Genomic DNA, 25,478 nt, shown 5'->3' with positions numbered 1-25,478 from the left:
GCGTAAACTCCTACGGGGCCAGGGCCCGCCGCAATGGTACCAGTGTTCGTTCGCAACGGTGCGGGGTTTGGCGCGGATGCGCCAACGATCTCGCGCGAGACGGCCCAGGTCGGGCTACTCTGTACCCGGGAGACGCGACCGAGGGTGCTCGAACTCACCACCAGGCTAGCGACTGTTCACCGGGCCACCAGCGCGGCCGAGCGCGACGCGATCTATCGGATGCGCTACGAGATCCGCGTAGCTCAGCGCGGCCAGGTCGAGGGGGCAGGCGTCGACCACGACAGGCAGATGGTGTTCACGGTCTACGATGAGCTGCCGCGCACCATCCACTTCTACACGAGCGGTGGATCCGCTGACGGGGCGGGCGAGCTCGATGCCGTGGCCCGAATGCGCCGGTTCAACCCGGGCGAGGTGCCCGACGAGGTCCGCGAGCGCTGGTCGCTGGACTTCGTCACCAACCTCGACAGCCTCGCGATCGCCGAGTTCTCCGAGCTGCTCGCGCGGCCCGAGGTCGCCGCGGCCCAGGAGCGGCTGTCGGTGCTCTCGCTGTTCAAGGCTGGCTTCGAGGCTTGCATGGAGCCGGGCGGCGCCGACTTGATCGTGTTCGACGCACACCCGGGGCTGATCACCCACTACGCCAAGCTGTTTGGCGCGCGCCGCTACGGCGGCGATCCGATCGAGCGCAGCGCGGGCAAGGGGGTTGGTGTGCCCATGGTGATCGCGGTCTCGGACACCGCACACCTCGAGCGGGTCGGCTCGCTGTTCACGCCGCTGTCGTGGAAGACCTTCGTGCTCGGCCGTCGCGCTCGCGCGGACATTGGCTGCTTCTCGGTGCGCTTCGTCGACGACCTGCGCGACGACGTCGACCCCGAGCAGACCTGGCCAATGATGGAGGAGCGCTTCTTTCGGCGTGGGGTCGAGCGCTGGTCGTTCTTCGAGGGCCTGCGTCAGGCGATCATCGACGAGCTGATGGCCCGCGGGACCCTGCGCGAGGTCGCCGAGGGCGAGGAGGTCGTCAGCGAGGGCGGTGAGGACGGCGAGATGTTCGTGGTGCTCGACGGCTGCCTCGAGATCCTGGCCGGTGGCAAGAGCGTGGACGTGGCCGGACGGGGCGAGCTGATCGGTGAGGTCTCGATCTCGAGCCCCGAGCGGCGGCGCACCGCGACGATCCGAGCGCTGCTCCCCTCGAGGCTGCTGACGCTCACCCACGCCGCGCTGCGGGCGTTGGCGCTGGGCGACGCAGAGGCTGGACACCAGGTGATGCTCAACCTCACGCGCTTCATCGCCGAGCGCTTCGCCGAGAAGGCGCGCGTGGTGGCCAGTCTAGACGAAGAGCTCGAGCGGCTGCGGCTCGAGCTGCACGAAGCCAACGAGCGGCTGCGCGGGCTCTGAGGATCAGGTGAAGGTCAGGTCGCGCTCGGGGCCTGGTGAACGACGATCTGGCTGAACGGCAGGTCGATCCCCGCGGCGTTGAGGCGGTCGTAGATCGCCTTGCGGGTGGCGTGCTTGGCTCCGCCAAAGTCGGCGTTGTTGGACCACACGTACACGCTGAAGTCGAGCGAGCTGGCGCCGAGGTTCACGAACACAGCGGCCGGCGCCGGGTCGGTGAGGACCAGCTCGGAGTCTCGTGCGGCCTCGAGCAGCAGCTGGGTGGCGACCTCGATGTCGGTTCCATACGCGACGCCGACGTCGATCGTGGCGCGGCGCTTGCCGAGGATCGTGTAGTTCGTGATCGGGCCACTCGTGATCGTGCCATTGGGCACGGTCACGCGCTGGTTCTCCAATGTGGTGAGCGTGGTCGCGAACAGCCCGACCTCTTCAATGGTGCCGGACTGCCCGCCGGCCTCGACGTAATCGCCGATCGTGAACGGGCGAAACACCAGCAGCATCACGCCGCTGGCGAAGTGGGCCAAGCTGCCCTGCAGCGCGAGGCCAATCGCCAGACCTGCGGTGCCAAGCAGCGCGATCAAGCTGGTGGTCTCGACCCCCACGTGGCCGAGCGCAGCGATGACCGTGGCCGCCAGGACCAAATACTGCGCCATCGAGCCCAAAAACCGGGCCAGCGCCTCGTCGAGGTGGCGCCTGCGCATGAGCCGAGTCACGCCGTTGTGGGTCCACTTGGCGACCATCCAGCCGACGACGAAGATGAGCAGCGCCGTGACCAGACCAATGATCAGCGGCATATAGGGCTGGAGGGGCTCGGGTACTGGGATCGCATCCATCGGCGCGACCATGGCACTTTTTTGCAGTGTCGCAAGTAAACCGGGTCAGCGCCCGCGCCCAAGTGCCTTGCGCGGACCACTGCTGGTGGACGACGCGACCGGCTGCGAGAGCACGATCTGACGGCCTGCGCGGCTGCCTTCGGCGTAGGCCTCGTTTCGCCGGGCGCCTCCGCGACGCACGGTCTCGAGCTTGGGATAGCGGCGGCGAAAATAGCCGTTCAGATCGGGCGCTGGCACCCAGACCAGGCCCTGCTCGGTGAACTGCTGACTTTGCGCGGCGAGCTTGGTCTCGAAGCCGCGCATGACCCCGGCGAGGAACGCCTGGCGATCACGGTTGGAGCTGCGCTCGCTGTCGCGCTTGTAGGTGGACCACAGGCGCAGGGCGGTCGCGGACAAGAACGCGTGGACGTGCTCGGCCATGACCAGGTTGGCCTCGAGCCCGCAGATCTCCAGGACCGACCCGCGCTTGCCCTCGAGCGGCCGATACACGGGGATCCACAGGCCCTCGACGAAGAAGTAGTCGAGCAGGATCCGCGCGAGCCGGCGGTCATGCTCGAGCACGCGTCCGGTCGGGCGGCCGAGGTGGCGATAGCCGTAGTGGCGCCGGGACGCGTCGACGCCCTCGGTCGCGTCGACCTCGATGTTGAACTTGAGCATCAGCCTGCGGGCGGCCGTCGCCGCGGTCTCGGCCTCGTGTTGATTGGGGCTCTGGGCCAGCGCGAGCAGCTTGCGGATCCGCGCGACCAGCCGGCTCGTGCTGTCGCTGGCGTCCGCGGGTGTGTCTGGCCCGGCGGCGTCGCCTGGATCTCCGGTCGCGCGAGCGTCGATGCCGAGTCGCTCGCAGATTCGCCGGAAGGTCGGCCCGTGGGCGGTCTCGTCGACGTTCATCCGCTCATCGATGAACTGATGGGCGACCTCGTGCTTGAGCACCTCGATGACGTGGGTCCACGGTCGCTCGAGCACCAGCGGCAGCGAGACCTCGAGGCTGCGCAGCTCACCGTGCCACTGCCCGAGTCGGGCCCGCGTGTCAGACAGGCGCAGGACCGGCTGGCGCAGCGCGTCCTTGAAATAGGTGTAGTTGATCGCGCGCCACTCGTAGGCCAATCGCTCGAGCAGCTTGACCTCGAGCTCGACGCTGAGTTGGGCGGCTTCGTGGTGGGCCCGTTCGCTCATGGGGCGGACTATCGCACGTGATCCCCCGGAGCGTGACGCGCCGCCGTGGGACCCATGATCTCCATGATCTCCATGATCTCCATGATCTCCACGTGGGCGCGGCTGCGTGCCATGGTTTGCTAGCCTTGCTAGGGCTGCAGCTTGACGAGGAAGGCGTCGTCGAGCCCTTGGGTCTCGATGACGCCGGACACTCCAAAGTCCAGCGACGTGGCGAACGAGCGCCCCGCCATGACGATGTGACCGGAGTCAGTCACGGCGATATCGAGGCCGATGTCCGTGCCGCTGCCGCCATAGCGGTTGTTGGCGATCAGGTCGCCGGCGGCGGTGAGCCGCGCGTAGAACACGTCGGGGTTCACGCCCGACGACGAGATCGGAGCGCCGCCGAAGCTGACCGACCCGAGCAGCGCGCCGCCGACGTAGATCTCGCCGCTGGGGGCCAGGGCCAGGCTCATCCAGGTGTTGAGCTCGTAGTTGTTGGTGAACTGGTCGGCGGCGTCGCCGAACCGCTTGCTCCACACGTGCTCGCCGTCTTCGTCGAGCGTCGCCAAGAAGATGTCGCGCATGCCGGCGCTGACCAGGTTCGGGCCGCCAAAGCTCATGCTGTTGGACATGAAGCCGAGCATGACGATGTCGCCGGTCTGATCGTTGACCTTCAGATCGTGGACGCCGTCCTCACCGGGCCCGCCGAAGCTGTCGCTCCACAGGACCGCGCCGAGCGGGTTGAGCTTGGCGAGGTAGATGTCGCGCCCACCCGCGCTGTCCAGGCCCCCGTCGAAGGGCAGGGAGTCCTGGAAGCGACCCGAGATGATCACGTTGTTGTCGGCGTCCGCGTCGATCCCAAACCCATAGTCGTCACCCGGCCCGCCGATCTGCAGCGAGAACATGTGGGCGCCATTGTTGCCATTGAGCTTGAGCACGAACGCGTCGCGCATGCCCGCGCTGGCGAACAGTCCGCTTCCATAGTCGACCTCACCCGTGAAGGTGCCGGTGAGCAGCACGTTGCCCTGGCTGTCGACGGCGACACGCTCCGCGCGATCGGGGTCGAGGTCGCCGTAGCTCCGGCTCCAGATGTGATCGCCGTCGCTGTCGAGCTTGGCAATCACCACGTCCGCGGCGCCCTCACCCATGAGCTCGCCGCCGCCAAAGTCGACGTGGCCGTAGATTCGACCGACGTAGATTAAGTTGTCTTGCGCATCGACGATGAGCTTTGCCGAGTATTGATTGCTGCTATCCCCAAATCGCTTGCTCCACACCGGGTTTCCATAGTGGTCGAATTTGGCGATGATGATGTCTGCCTTATCACCAGTTGCGACGAGCGGCGCTCCACCAAAGCTGACGGCGCCCTCGAAATCCCCGGTGACATAGATATCGCCGTTGGAGTCGACCGCCACGCTCGCGAAGGTCTGCGACAGGTCGTTGCCGAAGCTCTGACTCCACAGCTCGGAGCACGCGGGGGTCTCGCCGTCGCAATTCTCGTCGACCTCTTCCGTGAAGCAATTTTCGCCTTGCGGCGTGATCTCGCCCACGCAGGGGCCCCAGCTCAGGCCGTCGGCTTCACAGGTTCGCGTGCCGGTCGCACATATCCCGACATCTGCGGTGTCGGGCGGGCCTTCGTAGCAGTCTTCTTGCTCGTCGGGTTCGCACACGCAGTTTCCACACTCGCCCCTGGTGTCTTCAGTATCGGTGTCGGTGTCGGTGTCGGTGGGATCCGGCGGCAGCAGACCCGAGATCCAGTCGCGGAGACAGCTCACCTCGTCGTCGTTGAGCGTCTGTCCGCCGATCGGCATGCGCGACCCGCAGGCGGGGGACGGCCCGACCTTGAGATACAGCAGGCTGTCCTCGGGGAACGCCGGATTGGCGAGGAGCCCCGCACAGCTGGCGCCCGCCACACCCGACACCCGATTCTCCACACCCGGAGAGGTGAGATCCAAGCTCGCGGCCGTCGACTCGCCGGCGCTGTGGCAGATCGAACCCCCGCAACGATCGACGAACAGCTGGGGGATGTCGCAATCGAGCGGCTCACCGGTCTCGGTGTCGGTCTCGGTCGACGTGGTCTCACTGTCGGTCTCGACAGTGTCGCCCATGTCCGTACCGGTGTCGGAAATGGGACTGTCAGGACCGCCTGTTGTGCACCCCGCGAATCCCATCACTCCGATCGCGCCGCAAACTCCAAACAAACAGGACAGCCGAGCGGTGGCTGCTCGAAATCGAACATCGTCAATAGTCATGATCGTTCTGGGCTGCAACATGACACGAATCCTCCTGGAGTGACCACCCAATTGTGGACAACGATGTTTTCCTCCGGGCCGCTCACTCGCCGCCCACGCCCGATTAGCGGAGCGCGCGTTTGCGGGCCGTCCTGAGGTTTGGTCGGGCACACCATCCACGAGCCGCGAGCCGCGAGCCGCGAGCCACGCGAATCCGCGACGCTTCGAAACCCGACGGTCCCGCTTGCCAGCGGAGGGCGCGACGGGTACGGTGGTTGCGATCGAACACCGTACGTTGCGCCTTATCGCGCGGGTGTCGGGGCGGTCAGGCTGGCCAGGTACGCGAGGGTGTGCGTGGGTGCGCAAGACCGCGGGGTCAAACGAAGTGAGCGTGAACATGCGTGAAATACTGCCACTCCTGGTCGGACTGATCGTCTCGACCATATCCGTGGGTTGTCAGCAGCCTGCGCCAGACTCCGATGAGCAAGCCGATGGCGAGTCGACGGCGGACACGGAGAGCGAAGGCGACGGCGACGGCGACGGCGACGGTGACGAGCTGACCGAGTGCGAGGCCACCATCGAGCCGGGTCCGTCCCCGATCCGGCGGCTGACACGGGTCGAGTACAACAACACGATCTATCAGCTGCTGGGCGATACCAGCCAGCCCGCCAACGCTTTCCCGGCGGACGAGGTGGCCGGCAGCTTCGACAACCAGGCCGCCGCGTTGGTCGTCAGTCCGCTGCTCGCCGAGCAGTACGAGGTCGCCGCTGAGCAGCTCGCCCTGACTCACGCGCCCGCGCTCATGGATCAACTCCCGGCCTGTGGGGGCGGCGCGCCGGATCCCGACAGCTGCACCGCCGACGCCGAGGCCTTCATTCATGGCTTTGGCAAGCGGGCCTATCGCCGCCCGCTGACGGACGATGAGGTCGCCGTCTATGTCGACCTATTCATCGCGGGCACCGACCTGGGCGAGGCCGCCTACGATCCGCAGGTCGGGGTCGAGGTCATCCTGCAGGCGATGCTGCAATCGCCACACTTTTTGTACCGTGTGGAGTTCGGCGCGTCCGATCTCGCGGACGGGGGCGAGGACGTGGTCCCGCTGACCTCCTACGAGATCGCCTCACGCCTGTCCTACCTGCTGTGGAACACCATGCCGGACGCGTCGCTGTTCGAGGCCGCAGACGCCAACGAGCTGCAGACCGCGGACCAGATCGAGGCCCAGGCCCGGCGCATGATGGACACCCCGCGGGCCCGTGAGGCGGTCAAGAATTTCCACCGCCAGTGGCTGGGGCTCGGCCGGATCGAGCCGCAGATCGCGGCCAACGGCAAGAACCCCGACATCTACCCGGACTACAGCGACGAGCTCCTGTCGCTGTGGCGCCGCGAGACCGAGGCGTTCATCGACGACGCGGTGTTCGAGCAGGGCGCCAACGTCGAGGTGTTGTTCACGGCGAACTACACAATGATGAACAAGCCGCTCGCGGACTTCTATGGGGTCACGGGCCCGACCACCGATCAGTTCGAGCGGGTCGAGCTCGACCCCGGAAGGTACGCGGGCTTCTTGACGCACGCGGGCCTGCTCGCGCTCTACGCCAAGCCCGACCGCTCGTCGCCCATTCACCGCGGCAAGTTCGTCCGCGAGATCTTGCTGTGCCAGTCACCGCCGCCGCCGCCCGACATCGTCCCGGAGGCGCCCTCGGTCGACGAGAATCAGACCACGCGTGATCAGTTTCTTCAGCACTCGGCCGACGCCCTGTGCTCGGGCTGCCACCGGCTCATGGACCCGCTCGGGTTTGGCTTCGAGCACTTCGACGGAATTGGTCGCTACCGCGAGACCGAGTGGGGCCTGGCGATCGACGCCAGCGGCGAGCTGATCGAGACGGACAACGACGGTCCGTACAACGGGGCCGTCGAGCTCGCGGCCAAGCTGGCCGCGAGTGATCAGGTCAAGAACTGCGTGGCGACCCAGTGGTTCCAGTTCGCCTACGGTCGAACCCAGACCGCCGAAGACAGCTGCTCCGTCGAGGAGATTCAGGCAGACTTCGCGGCCGCCGACTACGACATCAAAGAGTTGATCATTGCGTTGACCCTGACCGACGCGTTCCGCTATCGCCACGTGATCGGGGCGGAGGAGAACCCATGAGCATTCGCAAGAATCATCGCCTGAGTCGTCGCCACGTGCTTCGCGGTCTCGGCGGGGCGGCCATCGCCTTGCCGCTGCTCGACGCGATGCGAAGTGACCGCGCCCACGCCGGGCCCGGAGACACGCCCAAGCGGCTGATCATCATGTACACGCCCAACGGCACGGTCCCAGCCAATTTCTGGCCGACCGGCAACGGGCCCGACTTCACGCTCTCGCCGATCCTCGCGCCGCTCGCCGATCACAAGCAGGATCTGCTGATCCTCGGCGGCCTCGACCTCATGTCCTCGCTCAAGGGGCCTGGCGACGCCCACCAAAAGGGGACGGGGAGCTGCCTCACCGGGATGCCGCTGCTCGAGGGCGACTTCGCTGGTGACGGTGGCCAGTCGGCTGGTTGGGCGGGGGGCATCTCGCTCGACCAAGAGGTCGCCAACCACGTCGGTCAGCACACGCCGTTCGCCTCGCTGGAGCTCGGGGTCGCGGTCCAAGATCCGGCCAACGTCGGCGCGCGGATCTCCTATCGCGGCGCAGGCCAGCCCCTGCCGCCGGAGAACAGCCCATACGCGGCGTATCAGCGGCTGTTCGGCGACTCGATCGCCGACCCGCTGGCGGTCGAGCGTCGGGCCGCGCGTCGCCGGGCCGTGCTCGACGCGGTCGGCGATGAGCACCGCGCCCTGCGAGACCGCCTCAGCGGCGACGATCGCGAGAAGCTGGAGAATCACCTGACCGCCGTCGAGGAGATCCGCGATCGCCTGGACGAGGGCGTGATCAGCTTTGGGGGCGAGTGCCAACCCTTGCAGCAAGGCGCGTTCATGGACCCAAACCTGGTCTCGAACATGCCGATCATGGGCAAGCTCCAGATGGATCTCATGGCCATGGCGATGGCCTGCGACATCACCCGGGTCGGCACGATCATGTGGACCCGCTCGGTCGCCAACCACGTGTTCTCGTTCGTCGATCCCAACATCACCGAGGCCCATCACTCGCTCGCCCACAAGGGTGACGAGGACGCGCCCAAGGTCGCGCAGAACACGGCGATCAACGCGTGGTACGCCGAGCAATTGGCGTATCTCATCACCCGGCTCAAGGCGATCCCGGAGGGCGACGGCACGGTGTTCGACAACACCGTGATCCTGTGGACCAACGAGCAGGCCAAGGGCAACAATCACAGTCGCTACGACATGCCCTACGTGCTCGCTGGCAGCGCGGGCGGCTACTTCGACACCGGCCGCTACCTGACGCGGCCAGAGATGCCGCAGATCCCCCACAACAAGCTGTTGGTCTCGCTGCTCCACGCCATGGACATCGACGCAGACAGCTTCGGCGACCCGGAGTTCGACGCCGGTCCGCTGTCCGGCCTGACCTGACTCGAGTTGACCTGAGACCCACGTCCTCCACCTGATCCAGAGACCCCTTCGTCATGCACACTCGTCGAGCTATCCATCATCGTTCGTGGTCGGGTCTGTCGCTGCTCGCGCCGCTGCTGGCCAGCGCGGCGCTGGGCTGCAACCAGCCGCCGCCACCGGGTTCGTCTGGCACGGTCGGAGACGATGAGACCGAGGCGGACACCGACGGCGAGACCACAGATCCGTCGACGAGCGACGGCACGGACGAGCCGGACACCAGCGACACCGAGGACACGGACGCGACCACCACCGATCCCGACGACACCGACGACACGAGCGACACCAGCGACACCGGGGAATTCGACGACACCCTGTACCCGCTCGCGGACGGCGCGACGTGGACCTACATTGCGAAGAACACCAACGGCCAGGTGCTCGGCATGGAGATCGTCAACACCACGGAGATCGACTGGGAGGGCGAGACGGCGTGGATGATCGTCGACAACATCAACGCCAAGGGTGAGTGGACCGAGAGCGTGATCGTCCGCGACGGCACGCTGTCCAGCCGTGTACACAAAGAGATCAAGTCCGACAGCGGGACCGTGATGATCGTCGACTATGATCCCGGCTTCGCCCGCGTCGACGACAGCTGGGACACGGTCGATTTCAGCGAAGAGTTCTTCTACGATCGCACCGAGTATGACGGCAACGGCCTCAACCCCAGCGTCGAGGCCCGCGCCCACATCTTCACGGTGAAGGCCGTCAACGAGAAGATCACGGTCCCCGCGGGCACCTTCGACTGCGTGCAGGTCGAGCGGGTCCGCAGCGCAGGCGGGGCCGCTGGCGAGATCGTGGTGTCGTGGTACGCGTACGGGGTCGGCAAGATTCGCGAGGAGCGCCCGGCCGACTCCCGCATCGAGGAGCTGGCCAGCGTGTCGCTCCCCGGTGGTGTGGACCTGCCCTGACCCCCGGAGCTCCCGGGGGCGGTCCAGTCAGCGCCCCAGGTCAGGGGAGTTCGCAGTAGCCCTGGCCGTTGTCGACGCCGCCGCCCTGCCAGCACAGCAGCCACTCGTGGACGAAGATGTAGCGGCCGTCCACGTATTCATGCAGCTCCGCGACCTTGTTGGTGTACAGGTTGTTGGAGTAGGGCTTGTTGACGTCCTCGAACACCGCGTCGTGGATCTGCGCGGACCAGGTGTCGATCCGTTCGTGCATCTTTTCGGGGGTGTAGCCGTCGTGGACGATCTCGTCGATGAGATCGATGTAGAGCGCGAACCATGTTGGATCGGCGACCGGGATGTCGTACCACGGCCGGCCGTGGGTGGTCGGCTTCTCCCACACGAAGGGATCGGGGTTCACCGGGTACTCACCGTCTGGCTCGTCGTTGAAGCGCTCGAACACGTTGTCCATGTCCCACGGCAGCAGCATGAATTTGCCGCCGATCGGCTCATCGTACATGTAGAAATTGAGCCCGCCGGCCCACATGCCGTCAGAGTCGGGGAGCACCGCCTCGGCGGCGAACACTCGCAGCGCCTGCTCGATGTCGAGGTAAGTGAACAGCTCCTCGAGCGTCTCGGCGTCCCGCATCGCGTCGACGCGGTCGTCGTTGGAGGTGTCCTCGTTGGTCTTGAGGACCCAATTGGCGCGCTTCCACAGATCGCCCGTGGGATCGTCGAAATTGCGCTCGAGGAACACCTCGTCGACCTTCTCGACGCTGGTGAAGATCCCGTAATACTCGCCGTTGATGTTCACCCGGGCATTGTTGGCGCACGGGGCCTTGATCCCGACGTCGCGCATGACCGCGTAGGCCAGCCGGTCGCGCAACAAGTGTCGGTTGAAGGTCGCGGCGTCGAGGGCGAGCCGCTTGATCCCGAGGAAGCGCCCGTCCGGGTCGTTGGTGTGAAACCCGATCTGGAACTGCAGCTTGTCGTCGGGGTACCAATAGGTTGGGTTGCCGCGCAGGCGGATCTCGGCGTCTTTGATGACGATGTCGCCATACCGAAACTCCTGAAGCGGGTGATAGGGCTTGGGATTCACGCCCAGATCCTCGTTCATCTGGCCCTCGAGCCACTCGGTCTCGAGCTGCGCCCAGACGACCGGATGAATGACGAGCTCGAAGGTGGGCAGTAGATCCTGAGCGTAGATCGCGTGACAGCCTTCCTCGTCGGGTGGCGGAATCTGTTCGTTGGGATCGGGCGGCACGCCCATGTCGGGCGGAGGCCCGTCGTCGGTGCCCGTGTCCGTCTCGGTGTCGGTCTCGTCGAGCGGACCGGTCTCGGTGTCGGTGTCGGTCTGGGTCGAGGTCTCGGCCGAGGTCTCGCCGTCGGTGCCGCTCTCGGCCGGATCCGTGTCGGCGCTCGAGCTGTCCGTCGAGGTTGCGTCGGCGTTGCTCGTCGAGTCGGAGACTGTCTGGTCCGAACAAGCTGCAGCCAGGCCTACGCAAAGTGCTATCAAAGTTCGAGGAATATGGTCTTGCATGTGCTCCGCGCCCGGGTCTCATGATGGTATATGAGTGGCAGTCTGGGAAGTAATATTGATCCATAGCGATACCGCGCACGCCCCTTCGATCGGTGGGTCCGGCCGACCGAGGTCGCGTGGGTGGGCGGTCCGCGCGAGACCGCTGATGTTTGGCTCTTGCGCTGACCGAGCTCGCCCCGGGGACTCGACGCGCCGCGGAATTTGGCGGTGGACGGCTCGGGTCTCCCGCGAGCGGGGCTCGGCGCGGCTAACGCTGGGGTTTGGGGCTGTGGTGACGCAGGAGGGCGCGTCGAGCAGGAAGGCTCCAGATCGCGCTACCGTTGCCAGCCATGGGCAGCCCCGCACCGGTCGATGTCGGCGACGCGCTCGACGATCTGATTAATCAGTTCTCGGATCCGATGTCGTTCTTCCGCGAGCTGATTCAAAACGCGCTCGACGCCGGCAGCGACGAGGTCGACATCGACTTCGAGTTCGAGGCGAGCGCCGCGCAGGGGGACAGGGGCGCGATGATCGTGACCGTCACCGACTACGGCGAGGGCATGGATCGGGCGATCATCGACAGCAAGCTGACCCGGCTGTTCTCGTCGGCCAAGGACGGCGACATGACCAAGATCGGCAAGTTCGGGATTGGCTTCGTGTCGGTGTTCGCGATCGAGCCCGACGCCGTGTGTGTCGATACCGCGCGGGCCGGTGAGGCGTGGCGGGTGCTGTTCGATCGCGAGCGCAAGTTCAAGCGACTGCGGCTCGACCAGGCGATCGAGGGCACGACGATCCGGATCATCAAGAACTCGACCCGCGACGACTACGACGAGTTCGTGGTCCGGGCCCGCCAGGTCGTGCGCTACTGGTGTGGCCACGCCAACGGTGAGGTCCGGTTCTGCGGCGAGCAGGTGTCCGAGCGGTTCGGGCTCGAGGCCGCCGTGGCCGTCGCCTACGAGGATGAATTCTCGCACATCCACATTGGTCACCGACCCGCGCGCGAGACCCTGCACGCGTTCTTCAACGGCGGCCTGACGCTGGTTCAGGCCGACGCGACCCACGGCTCGGCGATCCAGGAGCTGCTCGGGCTCGTGTTCAAGGTCTCGTCGCGCTACCTCGAGCACACGCTGACCCGCGACGACGTGATCAAGGACGGGCACTTCAACAAGGTGGTCTCGCGGCTGCGCGAGCTCGCCCGCGGGAAGCTGCGCGAGCGCGTGTTCGAGCTGCTCGACGCGGAGGTTCGCGCGGACCCGGGCCCAGACGTCGCAACGCTGGTCGTGCTCTACGAGGCCGCGGTCTGGCACCTCAGCGACAACGGCGGGCTGCCCCGGAGTCTGGGTAGCTGGGCCTGCGCGCGCAGCCCGAGCGGTCGGATCTGGACCTGGGCGGAGCTGCGCAAGGCGCTGGGGGAGGCCGGCCCGTTGTTCTCGAGTCGGCGCACGCCGCTGAGCGACGCGGTCGAGGCCGAGGACCGCGCGGTGATCCTGGCCTACGGCGGCGTCAACGAGGCCGATCATGACGCCCCGCGCCTCGACCAGACCGTGCTCGCGCCGCTGCTGCAAGCGTGCAAGCTGCTCAGCCCCACGACCGGCGGCGGTGCGTGGGTGGGCCAGCGCTACTTCATGCCGCTCGCGCCCGAGCTCGCCGAGCAGCGGCAGTGGGCCGGGCTCGGCAGCACGGCCCATCGGCTGCTCCACGACAGCGAGCACCGGATCGCCAAGGTGACGTTTGGCCGGTTCGCCGCGAGCGGCAGCCTGCTGGGTGGGCGCGCGGCGATCACCCAGCGCGAGTTCGGCGAGGTCACCCCCGTCGCCGAGGCCGGTGAGATCGGTCGGCGCCTGTTCTCGCGTCGACGCGTGCTGGTCGTCGACGCCGATCACCCCACCGTCCGCACGCTGCTGGGCCTGGCACAGCGCGAGCCCGAGCTCGCGGCCTACCAGCTCGTCAAGCTGTTCTTGCTGCTCGGTGGGTCGATCTCGGCCGCCGACGACTCGGACCTGGCCGACCTGTCCATGCGCTACCGGGAGACACGATGTCCAAAGCCGCTGAGCTAATCGCCGGATTGCAGACCGAGGCGCAATTCGACTCCGCCGGATCGTTCTCGCTCGATCGCGAGAAGGCCCGCGAGAAGATGCGGCAGTTTCAGCTGGCCGATCCTCACCGCTACGTGCTGCTGCTGGTCGAGGCCGCGGTGCTGCGGGGCGCGACCACGATCAGCTTCGAGATCGACAGCGACGACATGCGGATGCGCTTCGACGCGGGCCTCACCTGGGAGGACTTGCAGGAGCTCTACGCCTCGCTGTTCGTCGATCGCAGCAGCGTGGAGGTTCGGTCGCGGCGGGAGCTGGCGCTGGCCTGCAACGCGGTGATGGCCCTCAACCCCCGCTGGGTCCGGATCGAGAGCGTCACGCTCGATCAGGGCCAGCGACCGCACGCGGTCTCGGCGTTGCTGCGACCCGACGCCGAAGACGAGATCACGCAGCACGACGCGCCGCTGAGCCCACCGACTGAAGCCACGATGCCGCCGTGGACGACGATCCACGTCAAGGAGCGGTTCCGTCCGGGGTTGTTGGTTCGCTTTCTCAATGATCTGGGCGGCAAGATCCCCGAGGAGCGGCTGATCCGTGAGCGCTGCGCGTTCTCGTCGTGCGCGATCACGCTCGACGGTGTGCGCGTCAGCAGCGGGCTGCCCGACGCGCTGATCGCCGGGGCGCGATTTGAGGCGGAGCACATGCAGGGCGCAGCAGGGTTTGAGCGGAGCGGGTGGGGCAGCTCGCGCTCGGCGATGGTGTTGCTGTCCAACGGCGTGGAGATCGCGACGCACGAGCTGAGCGACAGCATCCCCGGGCTGTGGTTTTGGGTCGACTGTGCACGGTTTCGCAAGGACGTGTCCCAGGGTGATGTGGTCCGCACCGATCCAACCTATGAAGCGACGCTGAAGGCGATCGGTGCCGCCCGCGATCAGGTGCTGGGCAACCTCGTGCGGGCCTGGGCCGCGGGGGACTTCACCGAGCAGACCGTGCCCACCAGCAACGCCGTGTTCGATCTGATCCGCGACTGCTTCATCCGCTGGGGCGATCCGCAGTGGTTGGTACTCAACGAGAGCCCGCTGTCGCTGGTGGCTGGCATGCCGATCTGGCGGACCGTGGATCGGCGCTGGCTGAGCCCGCGGGCCCTCGTCGAGCGGGCCGATCCCGAGCGCGGGATCATGTATACCAACCGTGAGTTCGACGGCGTGACGCCGCAGGACTGGGGCCCGGTGGTCCACGTGCTCGGCGGCACGGCCGAGGCCGCGGGGCTGCTGCGGGTCTACCCGGAGGCCAGCTCGGTGACCGAGGCGCTCGAGCGCGAGGTCCCGTGGGAGCTCAACCGTCGTCGGTGGCGATCGCTGCCCCACGCGATCGATCTACCTCGCGGCACGCCGGGTCCGGTCGTCCGCTTCGAGCAGGGCGAGGTCCGCGGGTGCGCGTCGCTGCGCCCAGGCCAGCGCAGCTCGGTGCGGATCGTGTTAGACGGGTGTCTGCTGTGCGAGCTCGAGCTCGACCTGGGCTTCATTGGCGTGTGCGCCGTGATCACCGGGCCGTTCCAGCCGATCCGCGACTACACCCGCCCGCGCCACGACCACGCCTACGCGACCGCGCTGATGTTGCTGCTGACCCAGCTGCCTGGATTGATTCAGCTGTCGACGGTCGCGGGGGCCGGGATCGGCGGCGAGCTCGGCGACGCGGCGCGCCGCTGCGTGCTCACGGTCACCCGACCCAGGTTCGCGTTCGAGTGGCTCTCGGCGTTTGGGTTCGAGGCGGAGCTGGCCAAGCAATTGCTCGTTGCGCTCGGCGAGCCCAAGCTGACCCCCGAGTTTGGGTTGGGGAGCGAGGGCGCCGAAGCCCAGCCCAACGCGCTGGCGCGCGCGATCAGCTTCGTGACGGTCGATCAGCGCCGGGTCACGCTCGTCGACATCGACCATGATCGCCACACACGCGCGCGCCAGCCCGGCAAGGTGCTGTTCGTCGAGCGCTCGGCGCCCATCTCCGGGCTGGTCGACGAGCTCCTGATCCACGCCGACGCCGACGACCGTCGCTTGCTGATCGCAGCGTTCGGTCACGCCGCGCTCCACAACGACACCAAGGCCTACGGGAGCGAGCTGGGCCGACGCCGGTTCGAGGCCAAGCCGCAGCGGTTCGCGTCGCCACCCGCGGTGACCTGGACGACCCGGGTCGAGCAGCCCGGCGACGACACGGTCGGCAAGATCAGCGGGTTCGTGGGGATCGACGTCGTCCGGGTCCGCGACTGGGATCCGAGCGCGGCCCGGCGCGTGAAGATCGAGGTGCTCACCGATGATCGCTCGCTGTGCGTGGTCGAGGAGCGCAGCTGGCTACCGGGCGTCGAGGCGGTCTTGGCCTGGGAGCGCGCGCCGACCAACGAGAACTGGGACGCGCTCACCGGCAGCAAGCAGCCCCTGATCGACGCGGTCGAGTCCGGGCTGGTCGAGATCATCCTTGCCTGCGTGGAGGCGGCTGGGGCCCAGCGCCCAGCCGACGACACCCGGCGGCTGCTGTGGTTGGCGATGCTGTCGCCGTTTGTCAGCGTCGAGCACGTCCGCGCGTGGCGATCGCTGCGTCGGCACTACGGAGCGGATCACGCGGCCGCGGTCGCGGCTTACCTCGACGTGATGACCCTGTTTCCGGGCATCCGGCTGCCGGATCTGCGCGAGGCGATCACGATGTTGCTCGACGACGGCGCGGTCCCGACCCGTGAGGCGATCCTCTCGCTCAGTGGTCGCGCCGGTCGAGCCAACGCAACGGTGACCAACCGCGAGTTTCACCGGCAATTGCTCGAGTGCTACGCGCAGCTCGAGGCCGTGCCAATGGTGGCCCTGACCTCGGGCAAGTCCATGAGCCTGGCCCAGCTGACCGTCGAGTACGAGCGCAGCAACGAGCTCGGCTACGTCGAAGATCCCTCGCTGCGCTGGGACGGTGACGAGCGGGCGATCGTGTGCGCCGACGACATCGACCACGTCGCGCTGATCCGTCTGTTTGGCCGCGAGCGGCTGACCGAGGCGTCGGCGTGGATTCACGAGCGTCGCCACCAGCAGCGCTTCGAGTCGCGCGCGCGGCTCGAGCAGATCCGCGTGGCCGATCACGATCGCCTGGTCGGGGTCGAGATCGACCGCGACGAGTTCGTGGGTGAGCTGGCGATCCCCAGGTGGACGGCGGGCGAGGGCGGGAGCATGCGCATCACCCTCTGCCATGATCGCCGGGTCGTGGAGGAGCTGGAGATTCACGCGGGCGTGCCCGTGATCGGCATCGTCGATGATCCGCACGCGGAGCTCACCGCTGACTATGCCTCGGTCAACACCACCAGCGCGCGCATGGCCGCGCTGCGGCTGATGCTGTCCGAGGTGCTCTCGGATCAGCTGCTCCCAGCGCTCGCCCACCGCTACCCCAGCCTCGACGAGCACGCCCGGGGGTTGGCGCGCAGCTGGATCTTCGCCCACTGGCGCCGCCACAGCCCCCGGGCTGGCGATCTCCCCAATCGACTCAGCCCGGCCGGTCAGGCGTTCGCCAAGCTCGAGCTGTTCGAGGACGTCGACGGCCGCGCGCGCACGCTCGAGCAATTAACGACCCGCGCGAAGGGCCAGGGTTGCCTGTATTACGTCCACCACCACCACCATCACGCGGTCGCGCCCCGGTTTCCGGTCGTGCACGCGCACGGGCCCACGCTCGCGGCGCTCGAGCACCTGTTCGCCAAGATCGAGGACTTCAGCGGGCGCTGGCGCGACCAGGTCACCGGCGCCAAGCGGCGAGCCGCGGCCCCGGACCTGCCGTCGCTCCCGATCACGGCGCTCGAGCGGTCGCTCGCCTCGGCCGAGCTCAACCGGCATGGGCTCCAGGGAAGCTTGTGGCTGCCCGACGAGCACCCGTTCAAGCACGCGGTCGCGTTCGGCAGCGAGGCCAAGGTCGTCGAGCTTCAGCGCCCGCTCGAGCTGCTCCCGGCTCAGGGCGTCGTCACTGGAACCCTGGATGTCGACGATCGCTTCGAGACGGTCGAGCTGTCTGGGGCCCAGCGGCGCTACCTCGACGCGCGGATCATCAACCTGTACTCGACGCTGCTCAGCGACCACCAGGCTCAGCTCGCGCGGCCCGAGACCGTCGAGTTCTCGAATCCAGAGGTCGCCCGTCGTCGCGCTGTCGCGATTGAACTGCTGCGCACCGCGGTCGTGAACCTGGCCCGCGCGCGCCTGCGCGGTGACAGCTTCGACGCGATCCTGGGTAACCTCGAGCGACGGCTGAACGAGGAGCCGCTGCTGCGGCTGGCGACGGGTGCGCTGATCAGCTCGAGCGTGGCGTGCCGGGTGCGGCCGCTCGAGCTGGCCTACTTGAAGATCTGGGATCCAGATGTGCCCGGGTTCGATCCGGTGGCGCACGCCCAGGAGGCCCTGGACACGCTGGAGTCGCCGCCGTCGGTGCCCGATCCGGAGCTCACGCCCGCGATCCAGGAACCGGCAGACGACGACGACCCGCTCGAGTTCAGCCGCTCGGATCTCGAGGTCATGGCGGAGGAGCTGGGCTCGCCCGTCGCCGACCCTGTCGAGGTCACGCCGATCCCGGCGCCGCTACCGGAGCCAGAGCCAGAGCCAGATTATGTTGGCGAGCTGCTCGAGCGCGTGCGCGCGGAGCTTCGGCTGCTGCGCAGCCGCGCGCAGATCATGCTGACCGAAGGCCTGCTCGACTGCATCCACGCCGAGCCGGGCCCCGGGCGCGAGCTCGTGAAGATCGACGACCGCGTGATCTTCGACAGTGAGCACCCTCGGTTCGTGCGGGCGCTCGCCGATCCCGATCCGATCTGGGTCAGCTTTCTGGCCTCCGTGGCCTACACCGCGCTCAATCGCTGGCTCGACGAGGTCACCGACGAAGACGAGCTCGCGTTCCACGCTGGCCACGCCCGGCTGTTGATGACCGGCACGCTCGCCGAGCCGTCTGGCGACGCGCGCAGCTTCGACACCTGATCGGGCTGGCGCTACCAGCCCCGGAGCTTACGAAGGTCCCGCAGGTTCTTCTTGGTCGGCCGCCCGGCCCCGCGCTCCCGGATCCCCTCGAGCGCCTGCTCCTCGGGCGGGGGCGGAGGCGGCGTGTGATCCAGGTACAGCGTCACCGCGACCGCGGCCGGGCCCCGCCGATCCCCAAGCGCGACGATCTCCAGATTGCGCGGCCCACCGGGAGTCAAGACGTCGACGAGGTCGCCAGGCTTGACGGTCTTGCTGGCCTTGGCCGACTCACCTGCGATCTTCACATGACCAGCCGAGCACGCAGTCGAGGCAGCAGAGCGGGTCTTGAACATTCGCGCGGCCCACAGCCACTTGTCGATCCGCACCGCGGTGAGGTCGGGCATCGAGCCAAGTATCCCGCGCCGCGCGGGGCGGCACAACTCGGGCTCGGAGCGGCGATCCACGCGGCGTTCCGCGCGTCGAATCCCGCCCGGCGGACTTTGCAAGGTTGGGCCACCCCCAGAGTTGGGCTAGGATGGGATTATGGAGCTGCGCACCGGCAAGGTCGTCAAGGGAGCCATCGTCCTCAATGAAGAAGATGATGAAGAACTCGAGCTGGTCCGGAAGGGGGTCGCTGAGGCTGAGCGCGGAGAACTCGTCGACGCACGCGCGTTCCTTCGTGGGCTCCAGCGTCATTCCTGAACATGCCCACTGTCGAGTTGACCGCGCAGGCGGGCCAGCAGCTCGCACAGGCGCGCGAGTGGTGGCACGCCAATCGAGACAAGGCGCCGCATGCCGTCGATGATGAGATGCACGCGTTGGCCGGGCGCTCGAGCAATGGCCGACGGTGCGGCGAGTGCATCTGAGTCGAATCCGAGTCGAATCCGATACTATGTGTACTTCCAGGTTGTCGCCGGCGGCGAGCGTGTCCAGATCGTAGCTCTGTGGCATACGAGTCGCAGCGGAACACCCACGATCTGAGGCCGCGAGTCTGTAAGTCGCTCGCGTCGCTCAGACCCGCAGGGCGTCGACGCGCGCGCACACGGCTTCGGTCGTGGTCGCCAGGGCCGCGAGCTCGGCGAGCGGATCGTCGGGGGCGCGGGTCGCCTCCAGCCGCGAGCGCAGGGCCATCACCATGGGGGCGACGGGGGCGACCGAGGTGCCGCACCAGGCCAGGAGTCGGCCGAGCAGGGCTGCCTCGTCGCGCGGGGGTCGTTGGCCGACCAGCGCGAGCGTGTGGTGGCCGATCATCGTCAGCAGCTCCATGCCCTCGCGCAGCAGCGCGTCGAGGCGGACCTGCTCGGTTGCGAGACACCAGAGCATGCGGTTGCGCAGGCGCTGGGTGAGGGTCCGCAGGGCTCGCTCGATCTCGTGGCGCAGATCCTTGGCGGCGATCTCGAGACCCACGAACGGATCGCTGCCAGCGAGCAACAGGTGGTGGTCGCGCCAGGTTGCGATGTCGAGGGCCTGAACGTCGACCGAGCCGGCCAGCTCGGTGCGCGTGACCGTGCGGACCTGCAGGCCCGCGCGCAGCGGCTGGGCCAGACCCCGGGCCAGCTCGCGCAACCGCGCGGTGTCGAGCGTCTCGGCGACGATCAGCAGCTCGGCGTGGGTGCCACGCAGCGAGCGACCACGCTTGGCCGCGGGGCCGATCAGACACACCGCGATCAGCTGGCCTGCGAGCGCCCGCACGATCGCGGGCGTCGCCGCGTCGATCGGTTGGCGTATTTGCTCCGAGAGCCAGTCGAGGCTGGTCACCATGGCACGATAGCCGGCTCAGGGCGCGTCAGGGAAGAACTTCGCGCGAGTCTCGGCCATGGCGCGCAGGGACTTGGGTGGGGCATAGCGTGGGCCGCAGGTGCGGCTCAGCTCGTCGAGTTCGACCACGAGCGCGCGGGGATCCTGGCGATCCAAGAACCCAAACGGCCCGCCCGTGTGGGGTGCGAAGCCAATCCCAAAGATCGCTCCGACTTCACCGTCGCGGGCGTTGCGGAGGATCCCGGTCTCGAGGCAGTGGACGGCCTGGACGGCCTGGATGAGCAGCAGTCGGCGCGCGAGGTAGTCGACGCCGGTCGTCGCGGGGGCCCCAGTCGCAAGCTTCGCGAGCCCAGGCCACAGCCCGGTCCGGCGGCCGCGTTCGTACTCGTAAAACCCCGCGCCAGCCGCCCGGCCGCCGCGCGCGTGGGTCTGGACCATGGCCTCGACCAGGCGGAGCCCGTCGTTGTCCACGGCCGCGTCACCCAGGTACTTGCGGCTCTGGGCGCTGGCCTTGAGCGGCAAGGTCAGCGTGACCTCGTCGAACACCTGCAGCGGCGGGACGACCATGCCGGCCTGTCGCGCGGCCCACTCGATCAGCACCGGATCGTGGCCCTCGGCGACCAGCTGCGCGCCCTCCATGATGTACGCCGAGAACACCCGGGTGGTGTAGAACGCGTAGCCGTCGTTGACGACGATCGGCAGCTTCTCGATGCGCTGGCAGAAGCTCAGGCACCGGGCCAGGGTCTGATCGCTGGTCTTGGGACCCACGACGATCTCGAGCAGCGGCATGACTTCGACCGGCGAGAAGTAGTGCAGCCCGATGAAGCGCTCAGGGTGATCCGACGCCTCCGCCAGGTCAGCGATCGGGATCGCCGAGGTGTTGCTGGCCCAGATCCCGTTGGTGCTCAGCTGCGCCTGGGTCTCCTTGGTGACGCGGTGCTTGAGCTCGAGGTTCTCGAACACCGCTTCAATAATTAGATCGGTGCCGGCGAGCGCGGATGGATCGAGGCTGGCGGTGAGCCGCGCGCGGATCGCCTGCCGGCCGGCGTCATCGAGGTGGCGCTTGCGCTTGGCCAGCTCGGCGTCGAAGTGGGCGACGCCCTTGTCGAGCGCATCCTGACTGATGTCCTTCAGCACGACCTCGTAGCCCGCGTCCGCGCACACGAACGCCAGCCCGGCGCCCATCATGCCCGCGCCCAAGATCGCGACCTTCTCGATGCCCGCCTGCTGATCCGGCCCGAGCTCGGGCAGGCCCTCGTGCGCGAGCGCGGCCTTGCGAAAGAACCACAGGGTCCGCATCATGTCCTTGGACTGATCGCCGACGACCAGCCCGACGAAGTAGCGGGCTTCGACCTCGAGCCCGCGCTCGAACTCGAGGCTCAGCCCCTCCTGGATCGCGCTGAGCGACGCCTCGGGCGCATGGAACACGCCCGCGGTCTTCTTGCGCAGCATCGCGGACGCGGCCATGAACAGGTTGCGGGCGTCGGCCGAGCCCGGGCGCGGGCCGGGGATCCGGGCACGCTTTTGATCCCAGGGCTGCGCGGGCTTGGGGTTGGCGGCGATCCAGGTTAGCGCGGCGGCTCGCAGGGCGTCGCGGTCGGCGACCAGCTCGTCGATCAACCCGGCCTCGAGCGCCTTGTTGGCGCGAAACTCCTTGCCCTGCAGGATCGCCTCGGCGGCCGGCTGGATGCCGATCAGCCGGGGCAGCCGCTGGGTCCCGCCGCCGCCCGGGAGCACGCCGAGCTGAACCTCGGGCAGCCCAAACTTCACGCGCGGATCGTTGATCGCAATCCGCCGATGACAGGCCAGCGCGAGCTCGTAGCCGCCGCCCAGCGCCGAGCCGTTGAGCGCGGCGACGACCGGCACGCCCGCGGTCTCGAACCCGCGATACAGCTGGTGCATCTGCATGACGGCCGCGTACAGGGCCGCGGGGTCACGCATCTGATAGATCTTGTCGAGGTCGGCGCCCGCACAAAAATCTTTGTGCGCCGAGGTCAAGATGATGCCCTTTAGCCCGGCGCGGCCCTTGGCCCACGCGAGCGCGTCCTGCAGCCCGCGGCCGTAGGTATCGTTGATGATGTTGACCTTGCCGGGCATCGCCAGCGTCAAGGTTGCGACGCCGGTCTCGGGGTCGAATTCACAGCTCAGCGCGTCGTTGCGGTGTTGCTCGCTCATGTCGCTCGTCCCTTTCTTGGCGCTCACACGCGCTCGATGATCGTGGCCACGCCCATGCCGCCGCCGATGCACAAGGTCACCAGCCCGACGGACTTGTCGTGCTGCTCGAGCGCGTCGAGCAGGGTGCCGAGCAGCATGCAGCCGGTCGCGCCGAGCGGGTGCCCCAGCGCGATCGCGCCGCCGTTGACGTTGAGCTTGGCCGGGTCGATGTCGAACTCTTGCAGGTAGGCCATGGGCACGGCCGCGAACGCCTCGTTGACCTCGAACAGATCAATGTCGGTGATGCTCATGCCCGCGCGCTTCAGGATCTTGCGGGTCACCGGGATCGGGCCGTCGAGCATCAGCATCGGCTCGGAGCCAGTCGCGGCGACCGCCCGGATCTTGGCCCGTGGTTTGAGCCCGAGCGACTCGCCCTTTTGGCGGGAACCAAACAAGATCGCGGCCGCGCCGTCGACGATGCCCGAGGAGTTGCCCGCGTGGTGGACGTGGTCGATCCGCTCGACCTGCGGATAGACCGGCTTGGTCAGCGCGTCGAGCCCGAATTGCCGGCCCATCATCTCGAAGCTGGCCTTCAGCTTGGCCAGCCCAGCCAGATCCGTGCCGGGGCGCGGGTACTCGTCCTTGGCGAGCACCGTCAGGCCGTTGCGATCCGTGACCGGGACCAGCGACCGGTCGAAGTCGCCCCGCTCGATCGCCGCCGCGGCTTTTTGCTGGCTGTGCACGGCGAAGCTGTCGACGTCCTCGCGGGTGAACCCGCGCAAGGTCGCGAGCAGATCCGCGGACACGCCCTGCGGGACCGAGCCGACCTCCCACTGGGTCTGCGGATCCCAGATCGCGCCGCCGTCCGAGCCCATCGGCACCCGCGACATGCTCTCGACGCCGCTGCCGATCACCAGGTCCTCGAACCCGGCGGCGACCATGGCCGCGGCCTGGTTGCAGGCCTCGAGGCCCGAGGCGCAGAACCGGTTGAGGGTCACGCCCGAGGTCGCCAGCGGGTAGCCAGCCGTGAGCGCGGCGAACCGTGCGATGCACGAGCCTTGCTCACCGGTCTGGGTCACGCAGCCCGTGATCACGTCGTCGACCTGCGAGGTGTCGAGCTCGTTGCGATCGCGGAGCGCTCGCAGGGTGGTTGCGAGCAGGTCGACAGGACGGACGGTGTAGAGGCTGCCGCTGGACTTCCCCTTGCCACGGGGGGTTCGCACGGCGTCGAAGATCATCGCTTCGGACACGGAGGGCTCCTTGCTGCGTCATGGCTGGCAGACCGGAGCACCCGGGGGCCAGCGAGCGGAAATGCTAAGCACGCTCATCGTTTTCGGCAAGCGGACCGAGCAAACGCCCGCTGGCGCCGGGCTCGGGGCACGAGCACGCGGGGCCAGGCCGGGCGCTTGCCAGCCGAATAGGCCGGCGGCAAGCTGCGCGGCATGGCCAGCCGTGCCGACATCGCCCAGCGTCGCAGGCAAGCGGACGCCGCGCTCGAGCTGTCGCGGATCAACCGGGAGATCGAGCGTCGCGTCCAGCAGCTGCTCGAGCGCGAGAAGCTCGAGGACGTCACGCCAGCCCAGGCCAACGCGATGATGATCCTGTTCCAGGAGAAGTCGCCGATGACCGCCCGACAGCTGGCCCGCCAGATGAACCTGTCCGAGGTCACCGTCGGTCGGTTCGTGCGGGCGCTGGAGAGCGCCGGCTGGGTCCGGCGCGAGGCCGACCCGAAGGACACCCGGGCGATCCTGATCCTGCCCTCGAAGCGGGCCTATCGGGCGTTTCCGAGGTTCTTGAACGTCAGCAACGCGCTGCTCGACGTCGCGTTCGCGGGCTTCACCAAAAAAGAGGTCGAGACCCTCGGGCGGCTGGTCGAGCGGGTGCGGATGAACGTGGTCGTCGAGCCCCGAGGCTGATCAGCGCGGGTCAGGTTGCTGGCCCGCTCGCGGGCGAGGGTCGTCGGATCTGGTCGCGGACTGGCGCGCGAGCGTGGTATCAAGTGCTCATGTTGCGCTTGGGCACCCGATTGTCATTGCTCATACCTCTCGTGCTCGGCGCCTGCTCGTCCGGGGCCACCGATGAAGGCGGCTTCACCTTCGGCACGCTCACGACGACGACGACTGCGTGACCGGCTGTCTGGCCGCCAGCTGCGGCGACGGGTTCGTGCATGAGGGCGTCGAGCAGTGTGACGACGGCAACGACAACGACGCGGACGGCTGCAATTCCATGTGCATGCCGGGCAGCTGCGGCGATGGGATCATTCAGGACGGCGAGCAATGTGACGACGGCAACGCCGACACGACCGACGACTGCCCCGCCTGCGAGCTCGCGTTTTGTGGCGACGGCTACACCCAAGCTGGCGTCGAGGAGTGCGACGACGGCAACATGGACGACACCGACGCGTGCCTGCCGACCTTCTGCATTGAGGCGTCATGCGGCGACGGGTTCTTGCAGGCCGGCGTCGAGATGTGTGACGACGGCAACCTCGACGACGACGACGCGTGCCCGACCAGCTGCGAGGACTCGTACTGCGGCGACGGGTTCGAGTTTGACGGCGTCGAGGAGTGCGACGACGGCAACAACATGTCCAACGACGGGTGCTCGGCCACCTGCGAGGGCGAGTTCCTGCCGGTCTGCTCGCAGGGCGTCGACCCGGGCACCAACGCCCCGTGGGTCGTGTGCGCCGCCGATGCCGACTCCGCGTGGATCTCGGCCAACACCATGGGCCAGTACCACCCGGAGCTGATCTGCCAGAACATGGGCTACGACACCGTCGGCGCCGCGGGTGGCAACTGTGGGAACGTGTGTGGCTATTGTCAGCAGGGCACCAGCTGCATGAACCCCGGCACCATGCAATTCGACTTTGGCGCGTGGAACGGCCAGGGCAACTGCGGGGCCGACATGCTCGGGCCGCTGATCTGCCAGACCGTGCACTGGACCTGCGTCAACAACTGAGCGCGACGCTGGCGAGCTGGGTGACCAGCGGGCGCGCGCGGCCTCACGAAACATTGTCGCGAATAGTCGGGGCTGACC

The 25,478-nt window shown here is 67.8% G+C and carries 18 protein-coding genes; 9 read left to right on the top strand and 9 right to left on the bottom strand.

The window, feature by feature from the left end; genetic code table 11:
• Positions 1 to 144: 144 nt before the first annotated feature.
• The gene (locus ENSA7_RS39395) at positions 145 to 1,392 is read left to right on the top strand and encodes a Crp/Fnr family transcriptional regulator (protein ID WP_181234561.1); all 1,248 of its coding nucleotides are present in this window, start codon (positions 145 to 147) and stop codon (positions 1,390 to 1,392) included.
• Positions 1,393 to 1,406: 14 nt separating this feature from the next.
• Here the strand turns inward: ENSA7_RS39395 and ENSA7_RS39390 are convergent, their stop codons facing one another.
• From ENSA7_RS39390 to ENSA7_RS39380, 3 genes are all read right to left on the bottom strand, one after another.
• Entirely contained in the window at positions 1,407 to 2,222 is an 816-nt protein-coding gene (locus ENSA7_RS39390; protein ID WP_181234560.1) for a mechanosensitive ion channel family protein, read from the bottom strand.
• Positions 2,223 to 2,267: 45 nt separating this feature from the next.
• Complete coding sequence (locus ENSA7_RS39385) at positions 2,268 to 3,395, bottom strand: SprT-like domain-containing protein (protein WP_106094596.1); 1,128 nt, start codon at positions 3,393 to 3,395, stop codon at positions 2,268 to 2,270.
• A 128-nt stretch (positions 3,396 to 3,523) separates the two neighbouring features.
• The gene (locus ENSA7_RS39380; protein ID WP_106094595.1) at positions 3,524 to 5,479 is read right to left on the bottom strand and encodes a nucleotide-binding protein; all 1,956 of its coding nucleotides are present in this window, start codon (positions 5,477 to 5,479) and stop codon (positions 3,524 to 3,526) included.
• A gap of 520 nt (positions 5,480 to 5,999) precedes the next feature.
• Between ENSA7_RS39380 and ENSA7_RS39375 the strand changes: the two genes are divergently transcribed.
• The 3 genes from ENSA7_RS39375 to ENSA7_RS39365 are packed head-to-tail and all read left to right on the top strand — an operon-like array spanning position 6,000 to position 10,053.
• Positions 6,000 to 7,745, top strand: coding sequence for a DUF1592 domain-containing protein (locus ENSA7_RS39375; protein WP_106094645.1), 1,746 nt, complete (start codon positions 6,000 to 6,002; stop codon positions 7,743 to 7,745).
• Complete coding sequence (locus tag ENSA7_RS39370) at positions 7,742 to 9,109, top strand: DUF1552 domain-containing protein (RefSeq protein ID WP_106094594.1); 1,368 nt, start codon at positions 7,742 to 7,744, stop codon at positions 9,107 to 9,109. Before ENSA7_RS39375 ends, ENSA7_RS39370 begins: the two co-directional genes overlap by 4 nt.
• Before the next feature lie 53 nt (positions 9,110 to 9,162).
• A complete protein-coding gene (locus ENSA7_RS39365) occupies positions 9,163 to 10,053 on the top strand; it encodes a TapB family protein (RefSeq protein WP_106094593.1) in 891 nt (296 codons plus the stop codon).
• 40 nt (positions 10,054 to 10,093) lie between these two features.
• On the opposite strand, the gene ENSA7_RS39360 is transcribed toward ENSA7_RS39365, so the two are convergent.
• A complete protein-coding gene (locus ENSA7_RS39360) occupies positions 10,094 to 11,542 on the bottom strand; it encodes a CotH kinase family protein (protein WP_106094592.1) in 1,449 nt (482 codons plus the stop codon).
• 353 nt (positions 11,543 to 11,895) lie between these two features.
• Between ENSA7_RS39360 and ENSA7_RS39355 the strand changes: the two genes are divergently transcribed.
• Entirely contained in the window at positions 11,896 to 13,602 is a 1,707-nt protein-coding gene (locus ENSA7_RS39355) for an ATP-binding protein (RefSeq protein ID WP_106094591.1), read from the top strand.
• Positions 13,581 to 18,554 (top strand): hypothetical protein, encoded by a 4,974-nt coding sequence (locus ENSA7_RS39350; RefSeq protein WP_146158672.1) that lies wholly within the window; start codon positions 13,581 to 13,583, stop codon positions 18,552 to 18,554. The genes ENSA7_RS39355 and ENSA7_RS39350 overlap by 22 nt, the downstream gene beginning before the upstream one ends.
• 11 nt (positions 18,555 to 18,565) lie before the next feature.
• Here the strand turns inward: ENSA7_RS39350 and ENSA7_RS39345 are convergent, their stop codons facing one another.
• On the bottom strand, positions 18,566 to 18,937 hold the full coding sequence (locus ENSA7_RS39345; RefSeq protein WP_106094644.1) for an RNA-binding S4 domain-containing protein: 372 nt from the start codon (positions 18,935 to 18,937) through the stop codon (positions 18,566 to 18,568).
• Positions 18,938 to 19,076: 139 nt separating this feature from the next.
• Here ENSA7_RS39345 and ENSA7_RS44720 point away from each other — a divergent pair, with 139 nt between their 5' ends.
• A complete protein-coding gene (locus ENSA7_RS44720; RefSeq protein ID WP_181234559.1) occupies positions 19,077 to 19,235 on the top strand; it encodes a hypothetical protein in 159 nt (52 codons plus the stop codon).
• Here ENSA7_RS44720 and ENSA7_RS45970 read toward each other — a convergent pair.
• From ENSA7_RS45970 to ENSA7_RS39330, 4 genes are all read right to left on the bottom strand, one after another.
• A complete protein-coding gene (locus ENSA7_RS45970) occupies positions 19,226 to 19,348 on the bottom strand; it encodes a hypothetical protein (protein ID WP_280524070.1) in 123 nt (40 codons plus the stop codon). The two genes, ENSA7_RS44720 and ENSA7_RS45970, sit on opposite strands and share 10 nt — an antisense overlap.
• A 196-nt stretch (positions 19,349 to 19,544) precedes the next feature.
• Entirely contained in the window at positions 19,545 to 20,291 is a 747-nt protein-coding gene (locus ENSA7_RS39340) for a hypothetical protein (protein WP_146158671.1), read from the bottom strand.
• A gap of 18 nt (positions 20,292 to 20,309) precedes the next feature.
• A complete protein-coding gene (locus ENSA7_RS39335; RefSeq protein WP_146158670.1) occupies positions 20,310 to 22,466 on the bottom strand; it encodes a 3-hydroxyacyl-CoA dehydrogenase NAD-binding domain-containing protein in 2,157 nt (718 codons plus the stop codon).
• Between the two features lie 23 nt (positions 22,467 to 22,489).
• Entirely contained in the window at positions 22,490 to 23,695 is a 1,206-nt protein-coding gene (locus ENSA7_RS39330) for an acetyl-CoA C-acetyltransferase (RefSeq protein ID WP_181234558.1), read from the bottom strand.
• Positions 23,696 to 23,887: 192 nt separating this feature from the next.
• On the opposite strand from ENSA7_RS39330, the gene ENSA7_RS39325 reads away from it, so the two are divergent.
• The gene (locus ENSA7_RS39325; protein ID WP_106094586.1) at positions 23,888 to 24,361 is read left to right on the top strand and encodes a MarR family winged helix-turn-helix transcriptional regulator; all 474 of its coding nucleotides are present in this window, start codon (positions 23,888 to 23,890) and stop codon (positions 24,359 to 24,361) included.
• A 208-nt stretch (positions 24,362 to 24,569) separates the two neighbouring features.
• Complete coding sequence (locus ENSA7_RS39320; RefSeq protein WP_106094585.1) at positions 24,570 to 25,400, top strand: DUF4215 domain-containing protein; 831 nt, start codon at positions 24,570 to 24,572, stop codon at positions 25,398 to 25,400.
• The last annotated feature ends 78 nt before the right edge of the window (positions 25,401 to 25,478 follow it).

It is taken from the genome of Enhygromyxa salina, assembly GCF_002994635.1.
Lineage (GTDB): Bacteria > Myxococcota_A > Polyangia > Nannocystales > Nannocystaceae > Plesiocystis > Plesiocystis salina_B.
The sequence above is the reverse complement of the archived record's forward strand: the minus strand, read 5'-3'. Positions and strand labels throughout refer to the sequence as shown.